Genomic DNA, 18,579 nt, shown 5'->3' with positions numbered 1-18,579 from the left:
TCACTCTCCGCCGATGAGCCCGACCTGGTTCGCGGCGTGCGCGCCGCCGTCGACGACGTAGAGGGCGCCGTTCACGAACGACGCGTCGTCCGAGGCGAGGAACGCGACGGCGGCCGCGAGCTCGTCGGGCTGTCCCAGGCGCCGGAGCGTGTTGGCACGCTCCATCTTGGCGCGGATGCCGTCGACGGCGGCGACGAACGCCCTGGTCGGCGGCGTCTCGACGGCGCCGGGCGAGACGACGTTGCAGCGGATGCCGCGCCGGCCGTATTCCGCCGCCACGTTGCGCGTGAGCGCCAGGAGCCCCGCCTTGGCCGACGCGTAGGCGCCGAGACCCTCCTCGGCCTGGAGCGCGGCGTTGGACGCGATGTTCACGATCGCGCCCTTCCCCTGCCCCAGCATCACCGGGAGCGCGAACTTGATGGCGAGGAACGGCGCCGTGAGATTCACCGCGAGCGCACGGTTCCATGCCTCGAGGTCGATGTCGGCGATGCGGCCGATGGTGCCGCCGCCGGTCGCGTTGTTGTCGAGCACGTCGAGACGACCGTAGGTCTCGACGGCGTGCTCGATCATCGCCTCGGACTGCACGGGATTCGCCACGTCGGCGCGGAAGGCGGTCCCACCGATCTCGCCCGCGACGCGCTGCGCGCTCGCCTCGTCGATGTCGACCACGACCACCTTCGCGCCTTCCGATGCCAGCCGCCGGCACGTCGCCTCGCCGATGCCCGACCCGCCGCCGGTCACGAGCGCCACCCTGCCCTCGAAGCGTCGCATCCGGTCGTCATACGCCGCGACGCGGTCGGGCGCCAAGCGCGTCAGGGCTGCCGGCTGCCGCGCGCGATCAGCACCACGGAGAAGAGGATGACCGCGCCGGCGACCACCATGCGGGCGCTGATCGGCTCGTCCTTCACGAGCCAGCCGAGCGCGACCGCGACCACCGGGTTCACGTACGCGTAGGTCGCGACGAGCGAGGTCGGGGCCTCGCGCAGGAGCCAGATGTAGGCGCTGAACGCCAGCAGCGATCCCATGACGATGAGGTAGACGAGGGCGCCGACCGACGCCGCGGAGAACGCCGCGGGGCGGACGAGGGCCCACTCGCCCTTCGCGAGACCCGCGAGCAGGAGCCAGACGCCGCCGCAGATCATCTCCATCGCGGTCGCGACCAGCGATCGCCTGGGCAGCGGCGCGTGGCGGGAGTAGATCGACCCCGCCGCCCACGAGAGCGACGCGAGCGCGCACACCGCGACGCCCAGGGGATCGATGCCGGTCGTCTCGACCGGGCCGATGAGCAGGGCGAGGCCCGCGAAACCGAGCGGCAGGCCGACGAGCGCGAGGCGAGACGGCCGCACGCCCTCGACCAGCCAGGTGATGAGCGCCATCCACAGCGACAGCGTCGCGACCAGCAGCGCCGCGATGCCCGATGCGATCCGTCCCTCCGCCCACACGACGCCGCCGTTGCCGCCGAGCATGAGCGCGGCCCCGATGATCGCCGTGGCCCGCCATTGCGGCCAGCCTGGCACGTCGCGGGCGCGATCGCCGCGGCGGATGGCCCATGCGTAGAGGACCGTTCCCGCGACGAGGAACCGCACTGCCGCCATGAGGAACGGCGGCAGCGTCTCGATCGCGATGCGGATCGCGAGGTACGTCGAGCCCCAGACGACGTACACGACGAGCAGTGCCGCCCAGACGCGAGATGTGACGGCCGATCGCATGGACGGCGGAGAAGATCATGCGGCGCATGCTGGCGGAAGCATCGCCGGTTCCTTGACGCCCTCGATGCGCGGCGCCTATTGTCCCCGCATGCCGCTCGATCCGCAGGCCAAGGCCTTCCTCGATCAGATCGCCGCCATGGGCGGACAACCGCTGCGCGCGCTGCCGATCCCGGAGGCGCGCACGCTCATGACGGCGCTCGCCGGCATGTCCGGGACGCCCGACGTACCGCTCGCCAAGGTCGAGAACCGGACGATCCCCGGTCCGGGGGGCGCGATCCCGGTGCGCGTCTACACGCCGGCCGGCAAGGGGCCGCGCCCGCTCCTCGTCTACTTCCACGGCGGCGGCTGGGTGCTCGGCAATCTCGACACGCACGACGGCGTCTGCCGCCAGCTCGCCCACGGCGCGACGTGCACGGTCATGTCGGTCGACTACCGCCTCGCGCCGGAGCACAAGTATCCAGCCGGGCCCGACGACTGCTACGCGGCGCTCGTGTGGGCGGCGGAGAACGGCGGCGAGATCGGCATCGACCCGGCGCGCATCGCGATCGGCGGCGACAGCGCGGGCGGCAACCTCACCTGCGTGACGGCGCTGCAGGCGCGCGACGAGGGCGGTCCGAAGCTCTGCTTCCAGCTCCCCATCTACCCCGTGACCAACAACACGCTCGACACGCCCTCCTACGTCGAGAACGCGACCGGCTATCTCCTCGAGACCGCCGACATGGACTGGTTCTGGGGCCACTACTTGAGCTCGAAGGCCCAGGGCGAGCACCCCTACGCGTCGCCGCTGCGCGCGGAGAGCCTGAGTGGGCTGCCGCCAGCCCTCGTCATCACGGCCGAGTTCGATCCGCTGCGCGACGAGGGCGAGGCCTACGCCAAGCGCCTGAAGGAGGCCGGCGTGCCGACGACGCTCCAGCGCTACGACGGCATGATCCACGGCTTCTTCGGCATGAGCGGCATCATGGACAAGGCGAAGGCCGCCGTCGCCGCGGCCTCGTCTGCGCTCGCGAAGGCGTTCGCGCGCTAGCCGTGGGACGGCTCGACGGGAAGGTCGCGATCGTCACCGGCGGCGCCTCGGGCATCGGCGCCGCCACGTGCCGGCGCTTCGTGCAGGAGGGCGCGCGGGTCGTCGTCGCCGACATCAACGACGACGCCGGCACCGCCTTCGCACGCGAGCTGGGGGCGGGCGGCGTGTTCCGCCACACCGACGTCGGTGTGCTCGCCGAGGTCGAGGCGGCGGTGGCCTTCGCGGTCGAGCGCTTCGGCGGCCTCGACGTCATCCACAACAACGCCGTCTTCTCGGGCGGCGGCTACGTGCACGAGATCGATCCGGTCGCGTGGGACCAGAGCCTGCAGGTGATGCTGACGGGCGTGTTCTACGGCATGAAGGCGGCGATCCCCGCCATGCTCGCGCGCGGCGGCGGCTCGATCATCAACACGTCGTCCATCGAGGGTATCGTCGCCGAGATCATGGCCGCGCCGTACAACACGGCGAAGGCCGGCATGATCAACCTCTCGCGCACGGTGGCGATCGAGTACGGCCGCAAGAACATCCGCTCGAACTGCATCTGCCCCGGCGTCGTCGACACCCCGCTCGCGGCCATGCTGATGGCGATCGCGCCCAAGTCGCGCGCCGAGATCGAGGCCGAGCACGCGATCGGGCGCCTCATCCGTCCCGAGGAGATCGCGAACGTCGCCCTCTTCCTCGCCAGCGACGAGTCGTCGGCCGTGACGGGCGCCGCGATCGTGGTGGACGGCGGGCTCATCTCGAAGTCGCCCATCTCGGGCTTTCCGCCGTACGCCGGGTGACCATGCGACCCCCGCTGCCTCCGGTCGTTCTCGACACCGTCCTCGACGATCCGGGGCTCGTGCGCCGTCTCGCCGAGCGGAACGCGCCCTACTTTCCGGTGCAGCGCTACTTCGCCAGCGCGGCCGAGATGGACGCGCTCAGCGACACGCGCGGGGGCACGCCGCGCGCGAGCGCCGGCGGTCGCGGCGGCGCGGAGATGATCGTGGGACCCGTCTTTCGCGGCGACTGGGCCTACGACGTCCCGCTGGTGGAGGGGCTCGGGCCGATCTTCGAGAACCCCGGCTTCACCGCCGCCGCGCGGCGCATCTTCGACGCCGCCGTCGTCCGGCCGCAGATCGTCTACGCGAACCTCTCCCTCCCCATGCTGTGCGGCGACGGCGGGCACACGGACATTCCCGCCTTCCGCGGCGTCGATCGCACCAAGTACCCGGTGTGGCTCCTGGTCACGATGGGGCGCTCGGGGCTCTTCGAGCCCTGGCGCGTCACGATCGCAACGGCGGTCGCATGGTTCTACCAGGGCGAGGGTGGCGAGTTCACGTACTGGCCCGACGGCCCCGACGAGCCGCCGATCAAGCGGCCGCCGGCGACCAACAGCGCCGTCGTCGGCGACAACGACGTCATGTTCCACCGCGTGGAGTCGATCGGCGGCGCCGACGACGACATGGCGCGCGGCCTCACGCTCGACTCCGCGCTGCGCCACACCGGCGGCAGCGCGTGGGAGATCGCCGACGGAGATCGGGTGCTCGCGACCTACGACTTCTCGCAGATCCGGATCAGCGTGTCGTGGAAGGCGCAGGTGTTCCGCGACGCGGACGAGGCCCGCACCTACGACACGCACGCCGACGATCTCGTGCTCGACGTCGTGCTGCGCCGCTTCCGCGACGACTTCGCAGCGCGTGGCGAAGCGCTCGAGATGCCCGCCGATCCGCTCCACGACCCGGCCTTCGTACGGCGCCTGTCGGCGGCCTACCACGTGGCGCCCACGGTATATCCCTGGGGTCCCGTGTCGTGAGCGACGAGGAGGCCCTCCGCCTCGTCGTCGACCGCCAGGCGATTCGCGATCTCGTCCACGCCTACGCGACCGCCGTCGACCGGCGTGACTGGCCGCGCGTGCGCGCCTGCTTCACGCCCGACGCGGCGTGCGACTTCTCGTGGTTCCGGGGCGACCTCGACACCGTGCTGGGACACGTCGAGCGCGGCCTCGCACAGTTCGAGACGACGATGCACCTCCTCGGGACGCACCTCGCCGACGTCGCCGGCGACACCGCAACGGCCGAGACCTACGCCGTCTGCCACCACCGCCTGCGCCGCGAGGGCGGGCTCGCCGATCGCGTGGTCGGCATGCGCTACCTCGACGCGCTCGTGCGCACGCCGGCGGGGTGGCGCATCCGGCGCCGCGACGTGGCCGTCGACTGGCAGCGGCTCGATCCGGTGCCGCCCGCACCGTGAGCGCACAGGCGGCCTACGACGCGACCCTCGTGCGCGACGTCGCGTGCCGGTACGCGCGCGGCGTCGACCGGAAGGATCTGGATCTCGTCGCGTCCTGCTTCACGCCCGATTGCGCCTACGAGGGCGCGCTCGGCCGCGGCACGATCGCCGACGCCCTCGCCACGCTCCGCGCGGCCCTGCCGCGCTACGAGCGAACCATGCACTTCATGGGAACGCAGGACGTCGCGGTCGACGGCGATGCCGCGCGCAGCGAGACGTACTGCATCGCCTACCACGTGCGGCCGGACGGCCGGCACTTCACGGTCGGCGTGCGCTACCTCGACGCGCTCGTGCGGACCGCCGACGGGTGGCGCATCTGCCGCCGCACCGTGCGGACCGAGTGGACGCGCGAGGATCCGGCGAGCCTCCCCGGCTGATCAGCGGCACACGCCGTCGTCGGCGAGCCGGCGCACGTCGTCTTCTCCGAGCCCGAGCCAGCGGCCGAGCACGCTCGCGGTGTGCTCGCCCAGAAGCGGCGCCGGTCCCGCGGTCACGATCGGGAGGCGCGAGAAGCGGAGCGGGTTGCCGGCATGGCGCTCGGGACCGATCTCGGGATGCTCGACGGTCACGATCGCGCCGCGCGCCGCGAGATGCGCGTCGGCGCGCAGGTCGTCCTGGTCGTAGACGGGCGCGGCCGAAACGCCGGCCGCCTGGAGCGCCGACGCGACGTCGGCGGGCGTCTGGTCGCGGGTCCATGCGGCGACCCGCTCGTCGAGCGCCGCCGCGCGCTCGAGCCGTCCCGCCAGCGTCGCGAGCGCGGGCTCGTCCGGCCATCCGACGACGCCGCGGAACCCGCGCCACGCCTCGTCGCCGACCACGGCGATCGCGACCCAGCGATCTTCGCCGGCGCATGGATACACGCCGTGCGGGCAGGCGTAGGGGACGGCGTTGCCGTGCGGCCCGGCCGGCCGGCCGGTGAGCGGGCCCTCGAGGTACGCTTCGCCCAGCAGGAACGCGGCCGTCTCGCACTGCGCGACGTCGATGAGCTGCCCCTCGCCCGTGCGGCGGCGATGCTCGAGCGCGGCCAGTACTGCCGCGAGCGCCAGCTTCGAGGCCACGTGATCGGGATGGTTCAACGACGACGCGGCGGGATACGGCGCGTCCGGGTAGTTCCACACCCATCCCGCGCCGGCGAAGGCGCCGTTCATCGGCCCGAAGCCCTGCACCTCGCCGAGGGGGCCACCGCGCCCGTAGCCCTGCGAGGCGAGGTAGACGACGTCCGGCCGCACGCGGCGCACGTCCTCGAAGTCGAGACCCCAGCTGCGCGCGACGCCGCCCCGGTTGTTCTCGACGACGATGTCGGCTCGGGCCGCGAGATCGAGCGCGAGGCGCCGGCCGCCCTTCGTCGACAGGTCGACGAGGACGCTCTCGTGCCCGCGGCACTCGTCGTTGAAGGTGAACGTCTTGTCGTGCGCGCCGGGCTCGATCGTCACCTCGCGCAGCGGGTCGAGCTTGGTGCGCGATTCGATCTTCACGACCTCGGCGCCGAGCTCGGCGAGCAGCCATCCGATCTCGGGCCCCACGGCGACGACGCCGAGCGAGAGCACCTTGCTGCCGGCGAGGATGGGGCCGCTGCCACCGCGCGGCGCTTCGGTCTCGCGGGGCGGGAAGCCGCGCGGATCGTCCTCGCCCGCGCGCGGCGCGCCGCGGTGGAGCGCGATTGGCGTGCGCGAGAAGACGCACGGCGCGACCGCGACGGGTGCGCCGCCCAGCGGCGAGTCGGGCAGGCGCCGGAAGTAGCCGCGTACGACGGTCTGCGTCTCGCGCACGAACTCGTCCGGCGTGTTGACGGGGCCGATCGGCACGCCGAGCCGCCGGCCCTCGTCGACGGCGGCGGCGCGCGAGCGGGACGCGAGCACCTCGGTTGCGACCATGCGGATCACGTCGACGTTCATCAGCCGATGTGGGAGGAACTCCCATTCCGCGCCGGCGAGCACCTCCGGCGTGCCCAGGAGCTTCACGAAGGCCCGCCACTGCGCCGGCGTCGCCGGAAGCGTGCGCAGGTAGCCGTCGGCGGTCGGCAGGACCAGATAGTTGCCGTCGGCGTTGCGGGGCGGCGCGGGCGCGAGGAACGGATAGTGCCGGTTGTAGTCGGCGAGCGGGATCGCCCACGGATAGAGACCCGAGAGCGCCGCCTCCTGCACCGAGACCTCGACCGTCTGGCCGCGGCCGCTGCGCGCGCGATCGAGGATCGCGGCGAGCGCGCCGGAGACGCCGAACGCCGCCGCACAGTCGTGGGCCGCGTATCCCGGCAGCCAGCACGGCGGGCGGTCGTAGAAGCCACACACGTAGAGCGCACCCGATGCCGCGAACGCGGGCAGCGCCTCGAGCCGCCAGCCGGCGTTCGGTCCCGAGAGGCCGCAGTCGGCGATCGCGACATGGACGAGGTGCGGGTGGCGGCGCAGCACGTCGTCCGGCTCGAGGCCGAAGCGACGGCGCGCGTCGGGATCCAGGTTCTCGACGAGGATGTCGGCGCGATCGCAGAGCGCGAGCAGCCGTTCGCGGCCGGCGGGCGTCGCGAGATCGGCGACCACCCCGCGCTTGTTGGCGTGACGATAGGCGAACGCGAGCGAGCGCTCGGGCCCCGCGACGTCGCCGGCGAAGGGCGGCCGCAGCCGGTCGGGGTCGCCGGGCGGGAGCTCGACCTTCACCACGTCGGCGCCGAGGTCGGCGAGCAGCCGTCCCGCGAGGGCGCCGCGCAGATCCGTGAGGTCGACGACGCGCAGGTGCGACAGCGGAGCAGAGGGCATGGCGTTTCTCATACCCTTCCTCGTCGCGTGCGTGCGACCCCGGCGGAATTGCTTGACAAACGAACGTTTGTTTGGGTACCCGTGGAAGTGATGGCGACGCCGAACCTCCGACCGCCCGTCGATCTCATCGACCAGTCGCAGTACGAAGCCGCGGGTCCGCCGCATGCGACCTTCGCGCAGCTCCGGCGCGAATGTCCCGTCTACTGGAACGAGATGCCGGGCGACGTCGGGTTCTGGTCCCTCCTCAAGTACAAGGACATCTTCGACGTCTCGCTCGACCAGAAGACGTTCTCGTCGGCCAAGCGCGGCGTCATCCTGCGACCGTTCAAGGAGGACGAGTACGAGGTCCAGAAGGGCCTCCTCGTGAACATGGACCCGCCCCGGCACACCAAGCACCGCCGCCTGGTGAGCCTCGGCTTCTCCGGCAAGGTGATCCGCAACCTCGAGTACCACGTGCGCGAGATCACGAACGACATCATCGACCAGGTTGCGCCGCTCGGCGAGTGCGACTTCGTCGATCGCATCTCCGCCGAGCTGCCCCTGCAGGTGATCGTCGAGATGGTCGGGGTGCCGAAGGAGGACCGGCGCAAGGTCCTCGAGTGGTCGAACAAGATGATCGGCTTCGACGACCCCGAGTACGGCCTGGACCCGACGGTCGGCGCCATGGCCGCCGCCGAGCTCTTCATGTATGCGAACGAGCTCGCCGAGGATCGCCTCGCGAACCCGAAGGACGACCTCGTGAGCACGCTCATGCACGCCGAGGTCGACGGCGAGCGCCTCGATCGCGCCGACTTCAGCTCGTTCTTCATGCTCTTGCTCGTGGCGGGCAACGAGACGACGCGGAACCTCGTCTCCGGCGGCATGCTGGCGCTCATCGAGCACCCCGAGCAGCGCGCGCGCCTGATGGCCGATCGCTCGCTGCTGCCGACGGCCGTCGAGGAGATGCTGCGGTGGGTGTCGCCCGTGAACGTCTTCCGGCGCACCGCGCTGCGCGACACCGAGGTCCACGGCCAGAAGGTCCGCGAGGGCGAGCAGGTCGTGCTCTTCTACGCCTCCGCGAACCGCGACGAGGACGCCTTCCCGCACGCCGAGACGTTCGACATCGGCCGCACGCCGAACGACCACCTGGCCTTCGGCATCGGCCCGCACTTCTGCCTGGGCGCGAACCTCGCGCGGCTCGAGATCCGCGTCATGTTCGAGGAGCTGCTGCGCCGCCTCCCCGACATCGAGCTGGCCGGCCCCGCCGAACGCCTGCGCTCGTACTTCATCAACGGCATCAAGCGGATGCCGGTGCGCTTCACGCCGTCGCGAGCGGGGGCGTAGGTCGGGGGGGGGCGGCGGGGGGCGCGGGGGCGCCCCGCGCCACTCACCACCGCACGCCGCTCGCGCCGCGCGCATCGCTTGGTTGTGAGGCCGGAACCATCTCCGACGCGCGTGACGGAATGTCGCGCCGGCTTCGCCGGCCGCGACACCCCGGTCGCGCGGACCACCGCCGCTACACTCTCGCCCCTGATTCCGACCCGCCGAGGGTCGGAATCAGAATACGATCACGCTTCGGGCGACCTCGCCCTTCTCCATGGCGGCGAAGGCGTTGTTCACGTCTTCGAGCTTGATGCGCTTGGAGACGAGCTCGTCGAGCTTCAGGCGCTTGCGCTGGTAGAGGTCGATCAGGCGGGGCATGTCGCGGCGCATGTTCCCCGAGCCGTAGAGCGAGCCGATGACCGACTTCTCTTCGAGCGAGATCATCTGGCCGGGGATCTCGACCGTGGTGCCCATCGGCGGGACGCCGACCACGATCACCTTGCCGCCGCGCTTGAGCGACATGTACGCCTGCTGGATCACCGCGGGCACGCCGATCACCTCGAACGCGAAGTCGACGCCGAGGCCGTCGGTGAGCGCACGGATCTGATCGGGCGCGTCGCCGTCCTTGCCGTTCACGAGGTCCGTGGCGCCGAACGTCTTCGCGAGCTCCAGCTTCGACGGCGAGAGATCCACGGCGATGATGCGCCCGGCGCCGCAGAGCGCCGCGCCCTGGATGACGTTCAGGCCGACGCCGCCGCAGCCGTACACGGCGACCGTCTGGCCCGGCTGCACCTTGGCGGTGTTCACCGCCGCGCCGACACCCGTCATGACGCCGCAGCCGACCAGGCACGCCCGATCGAGCGGGACGTCGTCCGGCACCTTGATGGCGGCCGTCGCGCGCACGACCGTGCGCTCGGAGAACGACGCGACGCCGGCCATGCGCGCGATGCTCACGCCGTCCTTCTCGAACACGAACTCGCCACCGGTCATGACCGACTGGAAGCCGGCCTCGCAGAGGTGGACGTTGCCCGCGATGCAGTAGTGGCAGCGACCGCAGTTCTCGACCCACGACAGGACGACGTGATCGCCGGGCTTGAGGGTCTTCACGTCCTTGCCCACCTCCTCGACGATGCCGGCACCCTCGTGGCCGAGCACGACGGGCGGGGGGAACGGCAGCTTCGCCTGCTGCACCGACAGATCGGAGTGGCACACGCCACTCGCCGCGAGCTTCACGACGACCTCGTCGGGACGAGGATCGGCGAGCTTGAGCGAGTCGATCTTCAACGCCTCGCCGAAGTTGTAGAGCACCGCTGCCTTGACCATTGGAATCCTCCGCGTTGGTTCGAGAAGTGAACGGAACCCTATATGGCGGGCCGCGAACGTCGGTCAAGGCGTTGCAAACGTACGGTCGCTCCGGTACCGGGCGCGACATGGGGCGACGCTCCACGCCGGCGCGACGGCGCGCGACACCGTCGACGCGCGACGTCATCCTCGACGCCGCCGAGCGGCGCTTCGCGGAGCGCGGCTTCGCGGGCGTCTCGGTGCGCGAGATCGCGGCGGACGCGGGGTTGAAGAACCAGGCGAGCCTCTACCATCACTTCCGCGACAAGCGGGCGCTCTACGAAGCGGCGCTGTCGCGCGGGCTCGAGCCCATCATCACGATGGTGGCGCAGAGTCGCTCGGCGCACCCGACCGACGAACCCGGCGGCTTCGTCGAGCAGCTCGTCGAGTACCTGGTGGCGCATCCGCACCTCCCCCGCCTGATCCAGCGCGCCGGCCTCGAGGATCGCCGTGCGCTGCCGGCCGCCGTCGGCAAGGTGCTCCGCCCGCTCTACTCCGAAGGGCTCCGCGTCCTCGCCGACTCGAGCGACAGCGGTTGGGAGGCAGCCGACCTCCTGCACCTCGGCGCCGGGCTCTACCTCCTCATCTTCGGTTACTTCGCGAGCGCCGATCTCATCGAAACCGTCACCGGGCGCGATCCCTACAGCCCGGCGGCGATCGCGCGCCAGCGACGCTTCCTTCGTCTAGCGCTCGGCCGTCTGCTCGGGCCCGAGCCGGCGCGCCGCCCGACCGGCAAGACCTGACGCGGCGGCCGTCACTTCACGAGCAGGTGCTCGGCACTCCGCTCGGTCAGATCGGCGATGAAGTCGCCGTGGTAGGCGGGCGCCGCCTCGGTGAAGACGACGATCACCATCTGGCGACCCGATTCCACCTGCCGCACGATCCCCGCGTCCGCGTAGATCGGCCCCCACGTGCCGCTCTTGGCGTAGACCTCGAGGCCGCCGACGCGTGCGGCGCCGCCCGCGATGCGCGCGACCAGGTGGCGCTGCTCCTTCGGATCGCGCCGCATGCGACGGCGGACGACGGCCGAGTCCTCGGGCGTGAGCGCGCGATCGGTGGCGAGCAGCGCCAGCAGCTTGGCGGTGCCGATCGCCGTCATTGCCTGGCGATTCGGCGCCGTGCCGCCGAGCCCACCCGCGACGCTCGGGTCGCGGATGAACTGCGCGTCGCGGCCGAAGAGATCGCCGTTGCCGTCGTAGGTGGGGTTCACGCAGTGGAGGTCGTCGATGCCGAGGCTCGCGAGCCAGCGCTTCACGACGAGGCGCCGCTCGCGGAAATCGCGATATGCGTCGGGGGACAGCTCGGGTCCGGGCTCGGTGTCGGTCAGCCGCGCGAAGACCTTGCGCGTCGCCTGGTTGCTCGACTGCCGGATCATCTCCGAGAGCTGCTCGTCGAACTCGCCCTCGATGCGCAGCTTGCCCTGCTCCTGCCAGCGGTAGGCGGCCATCAGGTAGACGAACTTCACGACGCTCGCGGGATAGATCGGCGCCTCGCCGTGGTAGGCGGCGAGCCGCGGGGGCTCGCCGTGGGCGAGGTCCAGCAGGGCCACGCGGACCTTCGCGGCGCGCAGGCGGGGGTCGCGGGCGAGCGAGGCGTCGATCGTGTGGTCGAGGAACTCCTGCAGCTCCGGCGACGGACGGATCGAGGCGAGCCATTCTGCCGCGGTCGGTGCGGGCGCTTCGCGCCCCGCGGAGGCGCCGCCGACCAGCAAAACGGTCGCCAGCACGGCCGACCCGATCCGGCTGCCGTCACGCATCGTGGTGGTTCTCCTTTCGATCGATGTGCGGTAAGGGGGGTGCCCCGTGACCAAACGGCGTGGGTTCGCATGGCCGGCGCTCGCGCTGGCAGTCGGGGTGTTCGCAGGGGTCGCGCACGGCTTCGAGCCGCCCACGGTGCTCACGAACGCGCAGCAGGACGAACTCAAGCGGAACTTCGCCCTCTGCCTCTCGAAGATGAAGGGCCCGTACACCGAGAACTACTGCGTCTGCCCGAACGGGCAGAAGCTCCCGGTGCAGGTGGACAACCAGGTGCGAAGCCCGTGCGGACCCGACGCGCTCTTCTGCTCCGCCTTCCGGGCACCGTGGGCCCTGGCGCTCGGAAAGCAGCGCATGTGGATCGCGAACATCTTCGCGCGCGATCTCTGGGAATGGGATTCGTTCGCCGACCACCACGACCTCGTCCGCGGCTACATCCTGGAGAAATATTTCACGGAGACCAACCCCACGCACAAGCTGGCCGAGATGCGTTCCTACGGCGGGCTCGCCGGCGCGGAGTACGAGGCGGCCGCTGCGCCGAAGTTCTTCGAGAACTACCTGACGCTGCCCGACTACGACGACGCACGCGACTACCTCCTCGCCTACGAGCTGCAGCGCCGCTACTACGTGCGCAACGATCAGGGGCAGATCCAGAAGATCCGCAACATCGCCATCCGCATCCAGCAGGCCGACCCGAAGTTCAAGCCGCTGCGCGACGCGACCCACAACCAGCTCTCGGCGAACCTCCTCCCGAAGCTGAAGGCGTACCGCGACAAGCAGCCGGCGGGCTCGGTGCGCTCGCAGGTCGACGAGCTGATGGCGGAGATCGAGAAGGTCACCTCGCTCGACGAGAGCGTCCTGCGCACGCAGCTCGCGGCCTTCGACGACAAGGCGCTCGCTGCCGAGCTGTCGGCGAAGATGCCGAGCGCCACGACCGATCCGGTCGACGCGATGACGAACCTCGCCGCCATCATGGCCCGGGCGCGGCGCGGGGTCGCGTCGCGAAAGCCGTCGCCGGCCGATCAGCGCCGTCTGGTCGACGTCGCCATCACCTCGGCGGCCCTGATCCAGCGCCGCGGCAGCGCGTGGCTCGACGCGAAGGGACAAACCGGGAAGCAGGACATCCGGGTTCTCGGTGCGCTCACGGAAGCGGCGTACGGCTCGGGGCTCCTCGGCGAGCGCGAGCGCGCCGAGGCCGCGAAGACGATCGACGGCCTCGCCTCATCCGGGTCGAAGTCGCAGGCCGACCTCGCGGCCGGGATGAAGAAGGTCGAGCGCGTCGTCGAATGGGCGCAGCAGAGCGCGACGGTCGCCTTCGCCGAGGTGTGGGCGCCGTGGACGTTCCTGCTCCCGCAGGTGAGCGGCATCGGCGACGACGTGCTGCGCGGATCCCCGCTCCTCGTCTTCGCCGACGTCGCGCGACGCGTGGACGATCTCGCGGCGTGCGAGACGCCGATGCACCACGAGAGCTTCGGCGCCTCGGTCGACCCCGGCGCGCCGGGCGAGTTGACTGAGCTCGTCGGGGCTGGTCGTAAGCTCGACGACACGCTCGAGCCGGCTCGCGGTCCCGCCGGGGCCCCGCGCCCGCGGGACGTCGAGTTCGGGTGCGTCGGCGGAAAGCTCTGGCTCTTCCAGTGCCGGCCGTTCGGCGGCAACGACTCGTTGAAGAACGTGACCGCCCTCGCTGCGCTCGAGGGTCCAGTCGGAAAGGGAACCGAGATGGTATCGCTCGAGGGGAAGCTCAAGTGAGGCCGGCCTGGACGATCCTCGTGCTCCTGCTCGCCGCGACGTCGGCGCGCGCGGCGCTCGAGGCGAGCGAGATCGAGTGGGACGGCGCCGAGCCGGCGCCGGGCGTGTACTTCCACTGGTACGAGCCGTCCTTCTACGTCGGCTTCGCGCCGCGCACGCAGGACCCCGAGCGCGTCCACATCGAGCTCGGGCGCGGCAACCAGGTGCGCGTGACGGTCGTGCTCGGCGAGCGCGAGATCGACGCGTACGCGAGCGATCTCGTCGAACGCCGCAAGGTCTACCAGGAGCTGATCGACCGCGGCGTCATCACCCTCACCACCAACAAGCAGTACGAGCGCTTCACGGCGCGCCTCGACGAGACCGGCGCCGCCGGCGTCGCCGCGAGCCGCGATCGTGCGAAGACGCTGGAGCTGATGTCGAAGCTCAACCCCGATCGCGTCTTCCGCATCCGCATCCCGGTCGACCAGGTCGCCAAGCGCTGGCAGCCGACCCTCGCCGCGCTCGACGCCGGTGCATCGGCCGCCCAGCGTCTCGACGCCGCGAACGCCGTCCTGCCCGGACGTGTGAACCTGACTGCGCTCCCGCCCGACCTCGACGCGATGCTCGGACGCGCCGCCGACGCCGCGCGACAGGGCGGACCCGATGGCGCCGCGCTCCGCGAGCAGGTGGGCCCGTTCGTCGACAAGGCGACCGGCGGCCTCTACACGGTGCGCGACGGCGCGGTGCAGGCGATCGAGTTCACGGCCGTCTATCCCGCCGGCACGGTCGACGCGACGACGACGTACCGCGGCGAGAAGCTCCCGGACTTCGGGGTGACGGGCGTGTGGAACCTGACGCCGCGCACGCACGGGCGCGGGCTCCTCGGCATGGTCGACTACCTCTCGCCGAACCCCGGATACGGCTTCATCACCATGCTGCCGTACCAGTACGCGGGCGGCATCACCTACAACGCGTTCCACAACGCCGGCGTGCGCTGCCAGCTGAACTCGACCAAGTTCCTGCCGTCCGCGTGGCGCAACATGGTGAGCGAGCGCGATGGCAAGAAGCCCTACCAGAACCTCTGGATCACGAGCCGCGCGCCGGTCTCCCACGGCTGCACCCGTCTCGCTTCCGGGCACGTGAGCGAGATGCGGCAGATCGTACCGACCGAGTCGACCGTGCTCGAGCGCGTGCGGACGTTCCGCAACCTGCCCGGCTGCTACGACGTGTTCGACGTCCGCGGCGACGGCACCGAGGCGGTGGTCGGCGTGCAGTACTACATCGCCTACAAGTGCGACACCGAGCACACGCCGCTGCGCACCTACGTGGCGAATCGGCGCGATCCGTACTATCGGTGGCTCTACGGGAACAACGCGGTGCTGGGACCGGTGGGCAAGGTGACCATGCGCGAGGTGCCGGTCTGCCGCTTCGTCGGACGCAAGGCCGAGGAGGCGCAGACGCTCTCGAACGTGCCGCTCTACGAGGCGCCGTTCGAGCCCGAAGCGATCCAGTTCTACACGGTGAAGCCCGTACCGTTCGACAGTGACAGGGGGATGGAGCTGAACCGCGAGCTGCGCAAGGTGGGCGCGGGGCACGCGCTCGATCGCGGGAAGCTGCTGCTCGACTAGAGCGGCGAGGAGGAACGAAGATGCGGAACTTCTGGTGGATCGCAGTCGTCCTGTTGTCGAGCCTGGCGCCCGCGGTGGGACGCGCCGGCAGCGGCGGGCCGGCCGATCCGATGTCGTACGGCCTCTACTACGATCGGCGCGAGCCGTCCTTCTATACAGGCTTCGCGCCGCGCACGGCCGACCCGCAGCGGCTGCACCTGCACGTCGGGCGCGGCAATCAGCTGCGCGCGACGGCCGTCCTGTCCGACGACGTTCTCGCGGATTACGCGCGCGATCTCTGGCAGCGCTGGCGCACCTATCGCACGCTGGTCGACGCCGATCGCATGGTGCTCACGCAGAACCACGCCTTCGATGAGTTCGAGGCCAGGCTGCGCGAGGTGGATCTCGAACGCCTCGTGCGCGAGGAGAAGACGCTCTCGCCGGCGGCGCTGCGCGAGCGGAACCTGCGGCTGCTGGAGCGCCTGAACCCCGGGCGCGTCTTCCGCATCCACATCCCCGTCGACGACGTGGTCGCGCGCTGGACGGCGGAGGTCCAGCCGGAGGATCGCCGGCATCTCGACGCGGCCCGGCGCATCGAGCTGGTGAACCTGATGCTGCCGACGCGCCTGTGGCTGACTGAGCTCGAGCCGGGCATGGGCCCGCAGGTGGACGCGCTCGTCGCGCGGGCGACGTCGGGCGGCAAGCCGTCGGCCGAGCTGCGCGCGGCGTTCCTCGTGCTGCTCGCCAACGTGTCGCACGGCCTCTATCCCGTCCGCGACGGCGCCATCACGTTCGACGAGTTCACCGCGATCTATCCGGTCGGCACCTTCAACGAGTACACGACCTGGAACGGGAAGCGCATTCCCTACTACCCAACCCCGGGACGGCGCGCGCTCACCACCCACCAGCGCTCCCTCACGGTCGACCACATCCCGACCGACGAGTCGTACAGCTACTCGCCGTGGCTGCCGTACATGCACGTCGGCACCAACATGCACAACTCCTTCCACACGCTGTGGTGGCAGATGGAGCCCGCGCAGACGGGCTTCCTCCCGGCGGCGTGGCGCACGGGGACCCACGGCAACCCCGACGGGAAGCCCTACCGCTACCTGTGGCTGCTCTCGCGCGGGCCGATGTCGCACGGATGCACGCACGTGAACGTCGGCCACATCGCCGAGCTGCGGCAGCTCCTGCCCGCGGAGACCGAGCGCATCTACGACGTGGACGTCTACTACAACGAGTCGCAGCTCTACGACGTGTTCGACATCGACGGCGACCTCACGCCCGAGGTGATGGGCGTGCGCTACTTCGTCGCCTACTCCCTGCACGACAAGACACCCGACGCGCTTCGGGCGCCGATCGATCGCCACGCCTACTACGCCTGGCTCTACGCCGGCGACCTCGACTACGACGGCGCCGACCACGGCGTCTTCCACGACGTGCGCGACGGCCGCTTCGTCGGTCGCAACGCGGCCGTCGGGCGCGAGTACCACGAGGTGGCGCTCCGCGAGGCCGCCTACGAGCCCGAGCGGGTGCAGTTCTACCACCTGGTCGACATCCCGTTCGCGCGCGAGCTGCGCAAGGTGAGCGTGCACCATCCGTTCCCGGGGCTCGCGCTCGCCACGACCGGGGTCGGCGCCACGCCGCAGTAGGTGGACGCCGAGCCGACGCCCGCGCCCGCGCGCGACAAGCTCACCCCGCTCGAGCGCGGCCTTCGCCTCGTCACCGACATCCGCCCCGGCGAGGGCCTGACGGGCGTCGTCATGTTCGCCGACGTCTTCCTCATCCTGTGCGCGTACTACTTCGTGAAGGCGCTGCGGGACGGATGGATCGCGGTCTCCGAGGTGTCGGGGTTCTCGCAGGTCGAGCTGAAGGCCTACACGAGCTTCGGGCAGAGCCTGCTGCTGTGGGGCGTCGTGTCGGTCTACGCGCGCCTGTCCACCCGCTGGCCGCGCCGCACGCTCATCACGCGCGTGACGCTCGTGTGCATCTCGAACCTGGTCCTCTTCTGGCTCCTGCGCCCCGGCTTCCTGTTCGAGAACCTGCCCCTCGCCGGCGTCGTGTTCTACCTCTGGGTCGGGATGTTCGGCGTCTTCGTCGTGGCGCAGTTCTGGACCTTCGCCGCCGACCTCTACGCCGGGGAGCGCGGCGGACGGCTGCTGCCCCTCATCGCCGTCGGGGCGACCGGCGGCGCCGCATTCGGATCGTTCCTGACGCAGCACTTGCTGCGCTCGGGGCTGGCCGACAGCGGGACGCTGCTCCTGGTCGCGACCGTGCCGCTCGCGCTCTCGATCGTGCTGACGCGCCTGGCCGACGCGCGCGGACCTGCCGGAACGCCGCGCGCCGAGCGTACGAAGCCGAGCGCGCCCGCGGTCGCCGCGCCGCCCACCGGCGAGGGCGCGCTCGCGATGATCGCGAAGCACCGCTACCTGGTCGCGGTCGCGACCGTCGCGGTGCTCACGAACTGGGTCAACACGAACGGCGAGAACCTCCTCTTCCGCGTCGTGCAGGAGGCGCTCCACTCCGACGTGACGGCACAGGGCATCGCCGGCGCGAAAGCCGTCCGCACGTTCGTCCGCGACGGCACGACGGCGTTCTACGGCGGCTACTTCTTCTGGGTGAACCTGTTCGCGCTCCTGGCGCAGTCGCTGCTCGCGTCGCGTCTGTATCGCTACGGTGGGATCGGCGCCGTCCTGCTGCTCCTCCCGACCATCGCCCTCGTCTCGTACTCGACGATGGCGCTCTTCCCCGTGCTGGCGGTCGTACGGGTGGGAAAGATCGCGGAGAACGCGACCAACTACTCGATCGACAACACGGCCCGCCAGGTGATCTGGCTGCCGACGACGGCGACCATGAAGTATTGGACCAAGCCGGCGATCGACACGCTGTTCATGCGCCTCGGCGACGGGATGGCGGCGCTCACGGTGTTCGTCGGCTCCCAGGTCCTCGGTCTCTCGATCGCCGGGCTCTCGATCCTGAACGTGGCGCTCGTCGCCTTCTGGCTCTGTGCGGCGGCCGTGATCGTGCGCGACCACACGCGCCTCATGCAGGCGCACGCATCGCAAGCCGCCGCTTGACCCGCGACTCCTCGCG

16 protein-coding genes are annotated in these 18,579 nt (G+C 71.0%); 11 read left to right on the top strand and 5 right to left on the bottom strand.

Annotated features, from left to right (window positions below):
* Together VMS22_23215 and VMS22_23210 are read right to left on the bottom strand one after the other, a co-directional pair.
* Nucleotides 1-771, bottom strand: a complete 771-nt coding sequence (locus VMS22_23215) for a glucose 1-dehydrogenase (GenBank protein HXJ36958.1) — start codon at nucleotides 769-771, stop codon at nucleotides 1-3.
* Nucleotides 772-812: 41 nt separating this feature from the next.
* A complete protein-coding gene (locus VMS22_23210; protein ID HXJ36957.1) occupies nucleotides 813-1,709 on the bottom strand; it encodes an EamA family transporter in 897 nt (298 codons plus the stop codon).
* An 88-nt stretch (nucleotides 1,710-1,797) separates the two neighbouring features.
* On the opposite strand from VMS22_23210, the gene VMS22_23205 reads away from it, so the two are divergent.
* Genes VMS22_23205 through VMS22_23185 form a run of 5 tightly spaced genes read left to right on the top strand, consistent with a single transcriptional unit; the run spans nucleotide 1,798 to nucleotide 5,381 of the window.
* On the top strand, nucleotides 1,798-2,733 hold the full coding sequence (locus tag VMS22_23205) for an alpha/beta hydrolase (GenBank protein HXJ36956.1): 936 nt from the start codon (nucleotides 1,798-1,800) through the stop codon (nucleotides 2,731-2,733).
* Nucleotides 2,734-2,735: 2 nt separating this feature from the next.
* Nucleotides 2,736-3,515, top strand: coding sequence for an SDR family oxidoreductase (locus VMS22_23200; GenBank protein HXJ36955.1), 780 nt, complete (start codon nucleotides 2,736-2,738; stop codon nucleotides 3,513-3,515).
* 2 nt (nucleotides 3,516-3,517) lie between these two features.
* Nucleotides 3,518-4,528 (top strand): hypothetical protein, encoded by a 1,011-nt coding sequence (locus tag VMS22_23195; GenBank protein HXJ36954.1) that lies wholly within the window; start codon nucleotides 3,518-3,520, stop codon nucleotides 4,526-4,528.
* On the top strand, nucleotides 4,525-4,965 hold the full coding sequence (locus tag VMS22_23190) for a nuclear transport factor 2 family protein (GenBank protein HXJ36953.1): 441 nt from the start codon (nucleotides 4,525-4,527) through the stop codon (nucleotides 4,963-4,965). The genes VMS22_23195 and VMS22_23190 overlap by 4 nt, the downstream gene beginning before the upstream one ends.
* Entirely contained in the window at nucleotides 4,962-5,381 is a 420-nt protein-coding gene (locus tag VMS22_23185) for a nuclear transport factor 2 family protein (protein HXJ36952.1), read from the top strand. The genes VMS22_23190 and VMS22_23185 overlap by 4 nt, the downstream gene beginning before the upstream one ends.
* Here VMS22_23185 and VMS22_23180 read toward each other — a convergent pair whose 3' ends face one another.
* Complete coding sequence (locus VMS22_23180) at nucleotides 5,382-7,754, bottom strand: CoA transferase (protein HXJ36951.1); 2,373 nt, start codon at nucleotides 7,752-7,754, stop codon at nucleotides 5,382-5,384.
* A gap of 90 nt (nucleotides 7,755-7,844) precedes the next feature.
* Here VMS22_23180 and VMS22_23175 point away from each other — a divergent pair, with 90 nt between their 5' ends.
* Nucleotides 7,845-9,077 (top strand): cytochrome P450, encoded by a 1,233-nt coding sequence (locus VMS22_23175; protein ID HXJ36950.1) that lies wholly within the window; start codon nucleotides 7,845-7,847, stop codon nucleotides 9,075-9,077.
* A 213-nt stretch (nucleotides 9,078-9,290) separates the two neighbouring features.
* Here VMS22_23175 and VMS22_23170 read toward each other — a convergent pair whose 3' ends face one another.
* A complete protein-coding gene (locus tag VMS22_23170) occupies nucleotides 9,291-10,379 on the bottom strand; it encodes a Zn-dependent alcohol dehydrogenase (GenBank protein ID HXJ36949.1) in 1,089 nt (362 codons plus the stop codon).
* Nucleotides 10,380-10,486: 107 nt separating this feature from the next.
* Here VMS22_23170 and VMS22_23165 point away from each other — a divergent pair, with 107 nt between their 5' ends.
* The gene (locus VMS22_23165) at nucleotides 10,487-11,140 is read left to right on the top strand and encodes a TetR/AcrR family transcriptional regulator (GenBank protein HXJ36948.1); all 654 of its coding nucleotides are present in this window, start codon (nucleotides 10,487-10,489) and stop codon (nucleotides 11,138-11,140) included.
* Between the two features lie 11 nt (nucleotides 11,141-11,151).
* Here the strand turns inward: VMS22_23165 and VMS22_23160 are convergent, their stop codons facing one another.
* The gene (locus tag VMS22_23160) at nucleotides 11,152-12,153 is read right to left on the bottom strand and encodes a serine hydrolase (protein HXJ36947.1); all 1,002 of its coding nucleotides are present in this window, start codon (nucleotides 12,151-12,153) and stop codon (nucleotides 11,152-11,154) included.
* A gap of 46 nt (nucleotides 12,154-12,199) precedes the next feature.
* On the opposite strand from VMS22_23160, the gene VMS22_23155 reads away from it, so the two are divergent.
* From VMS22_23155 to VMS22_23140, 4 genes are read left to right on the top strand one after another with little or no spacing between them, the layout of a single operon-like run.
* Entirely contained in the window at nucleotides 12,200-13,900 is a 1,701-nt protein-coding gene (locus VMS22_23155; protein HXJ36946.1) for a hypothetical protein, read from the top strand.
* On the top strand, nucleotides 13,897-15,507 hold the full coding sequence (locus VMS22_23150; protein ID HXJ36945.1) for a hypothetical protein: 1,611 nt from the start codon (nucleotides 13,897-13,899) through the stop codon (nucleotides 15,505-15,507). The genes VMS22_23155 and VMS22_23150 overlap by 4 nt, the downstream gene beginning before the upstream one ends.
* Before the next feature lie 20 nt (nucleotides 15,508-15,527).
* Nucleotides 15,528-17,138 carry a hypothetical protein gene (locus VMS22_23145; GenBank protein ID HXJ36944.1) on the top strand — a complete coding sequence of 537 codons (1,611 nt, stop codon included), beginning with the start codon at nucleotides 15,528-15,530 and terminating at the stop codon, nucleotides 17,136-17,138.
* A complete protein-coding gene (locus VMS22_23140) occupies nucleotides 17,139-18,563 on the top strand; it encodes a hypothetical protein (GenBank protein ID HXJ36943.1) in 1,425 nt (474 codons plus the stop codon).
* Nucleotides 18,564-18,579: the final 16 nt, after the last annotated feature.

This window comes from Candidatus Eisenbacteria bacterium, assembly GCA_035577985.1.
Lineage (GTDB): Bacteria > Desulfobacterota > Binatia > DP-6 > DP-6 > DATJZY01.
The sequence above is the reverse complement of the archived record's forward strand: the minus strand, read 5'-3'. Positions and strand labels throughout refer to the sequence as shown.

Coding starts and splice junctions, on each gene's coding strand:
- VMS22_23210 (HXJ36957.1), bottom strand. CDS start 1,709: ATGCGATCGGCCGTCACATCTCGCGTCTGGGCGGCACTGCTCGTCGTG.
- VMS22_23160 (HXJ36947.1), bottom strand. CDS start 12,153: ATGCGTGACGGCAGCCGGATCGGGTCGGCCGTGCTGGCGACCGTTTTG.
- VMS22_23205 (HXJ36956.1), top strand. CDS start 1,798: ATGCCGCTCGATCCGCAGGCCAAGGCCTTCCTCGATCAGATCGCCGCC.
- VMS22_23180 (HXJ36951.1), bottom strand. CDS start 7,754: ATGCCCTCTGCTCCGCTGTCGCACCTGCGCGTCGTCGACCTCACGGAT.
- VMS22_23215 (HXJ36958.1), bottom strand. CDS start 771: ATGCGACGCTTCGAGGGCAGGGTGGCGCTCGTGACCGGCGGCGGGTCG.
- VMS22_23165 (HXJ36948.1), top strand. CDS start 10,487: ATGGGGCGACGCTCCACGCCGGCGCGACGGCGCGCGACACCGTCGACG.
- VMS22_23195 (HXJ36954.1), top strand. CDS start 3,518: ATGCGACCCCCGCTGCCTCCGGTCGTTCTCGACACCGTCCTCGACGAT.
- VMS22_23175 (HXJ36950.1), top strand. CDS start 7,845: ATGGCGACGCCGAACCTCCGACCGCCCGTCGATCTCATCGACCAGTCG.
- VMS22_23170 (HXJ36949.1), bottom strand. CDS start 10,379: ATGGTCAAGGCAGCGGTGCTCTACAACTTCGGCGAGGCGTTGAAGATC.
- VMS22_23145 (HXJ36944.1), top strand. CDS start 15,528: ATGCGGAACTTCTGGTGGATCGCAGTCGTCCTGTTGTCGAGCCTGGCG.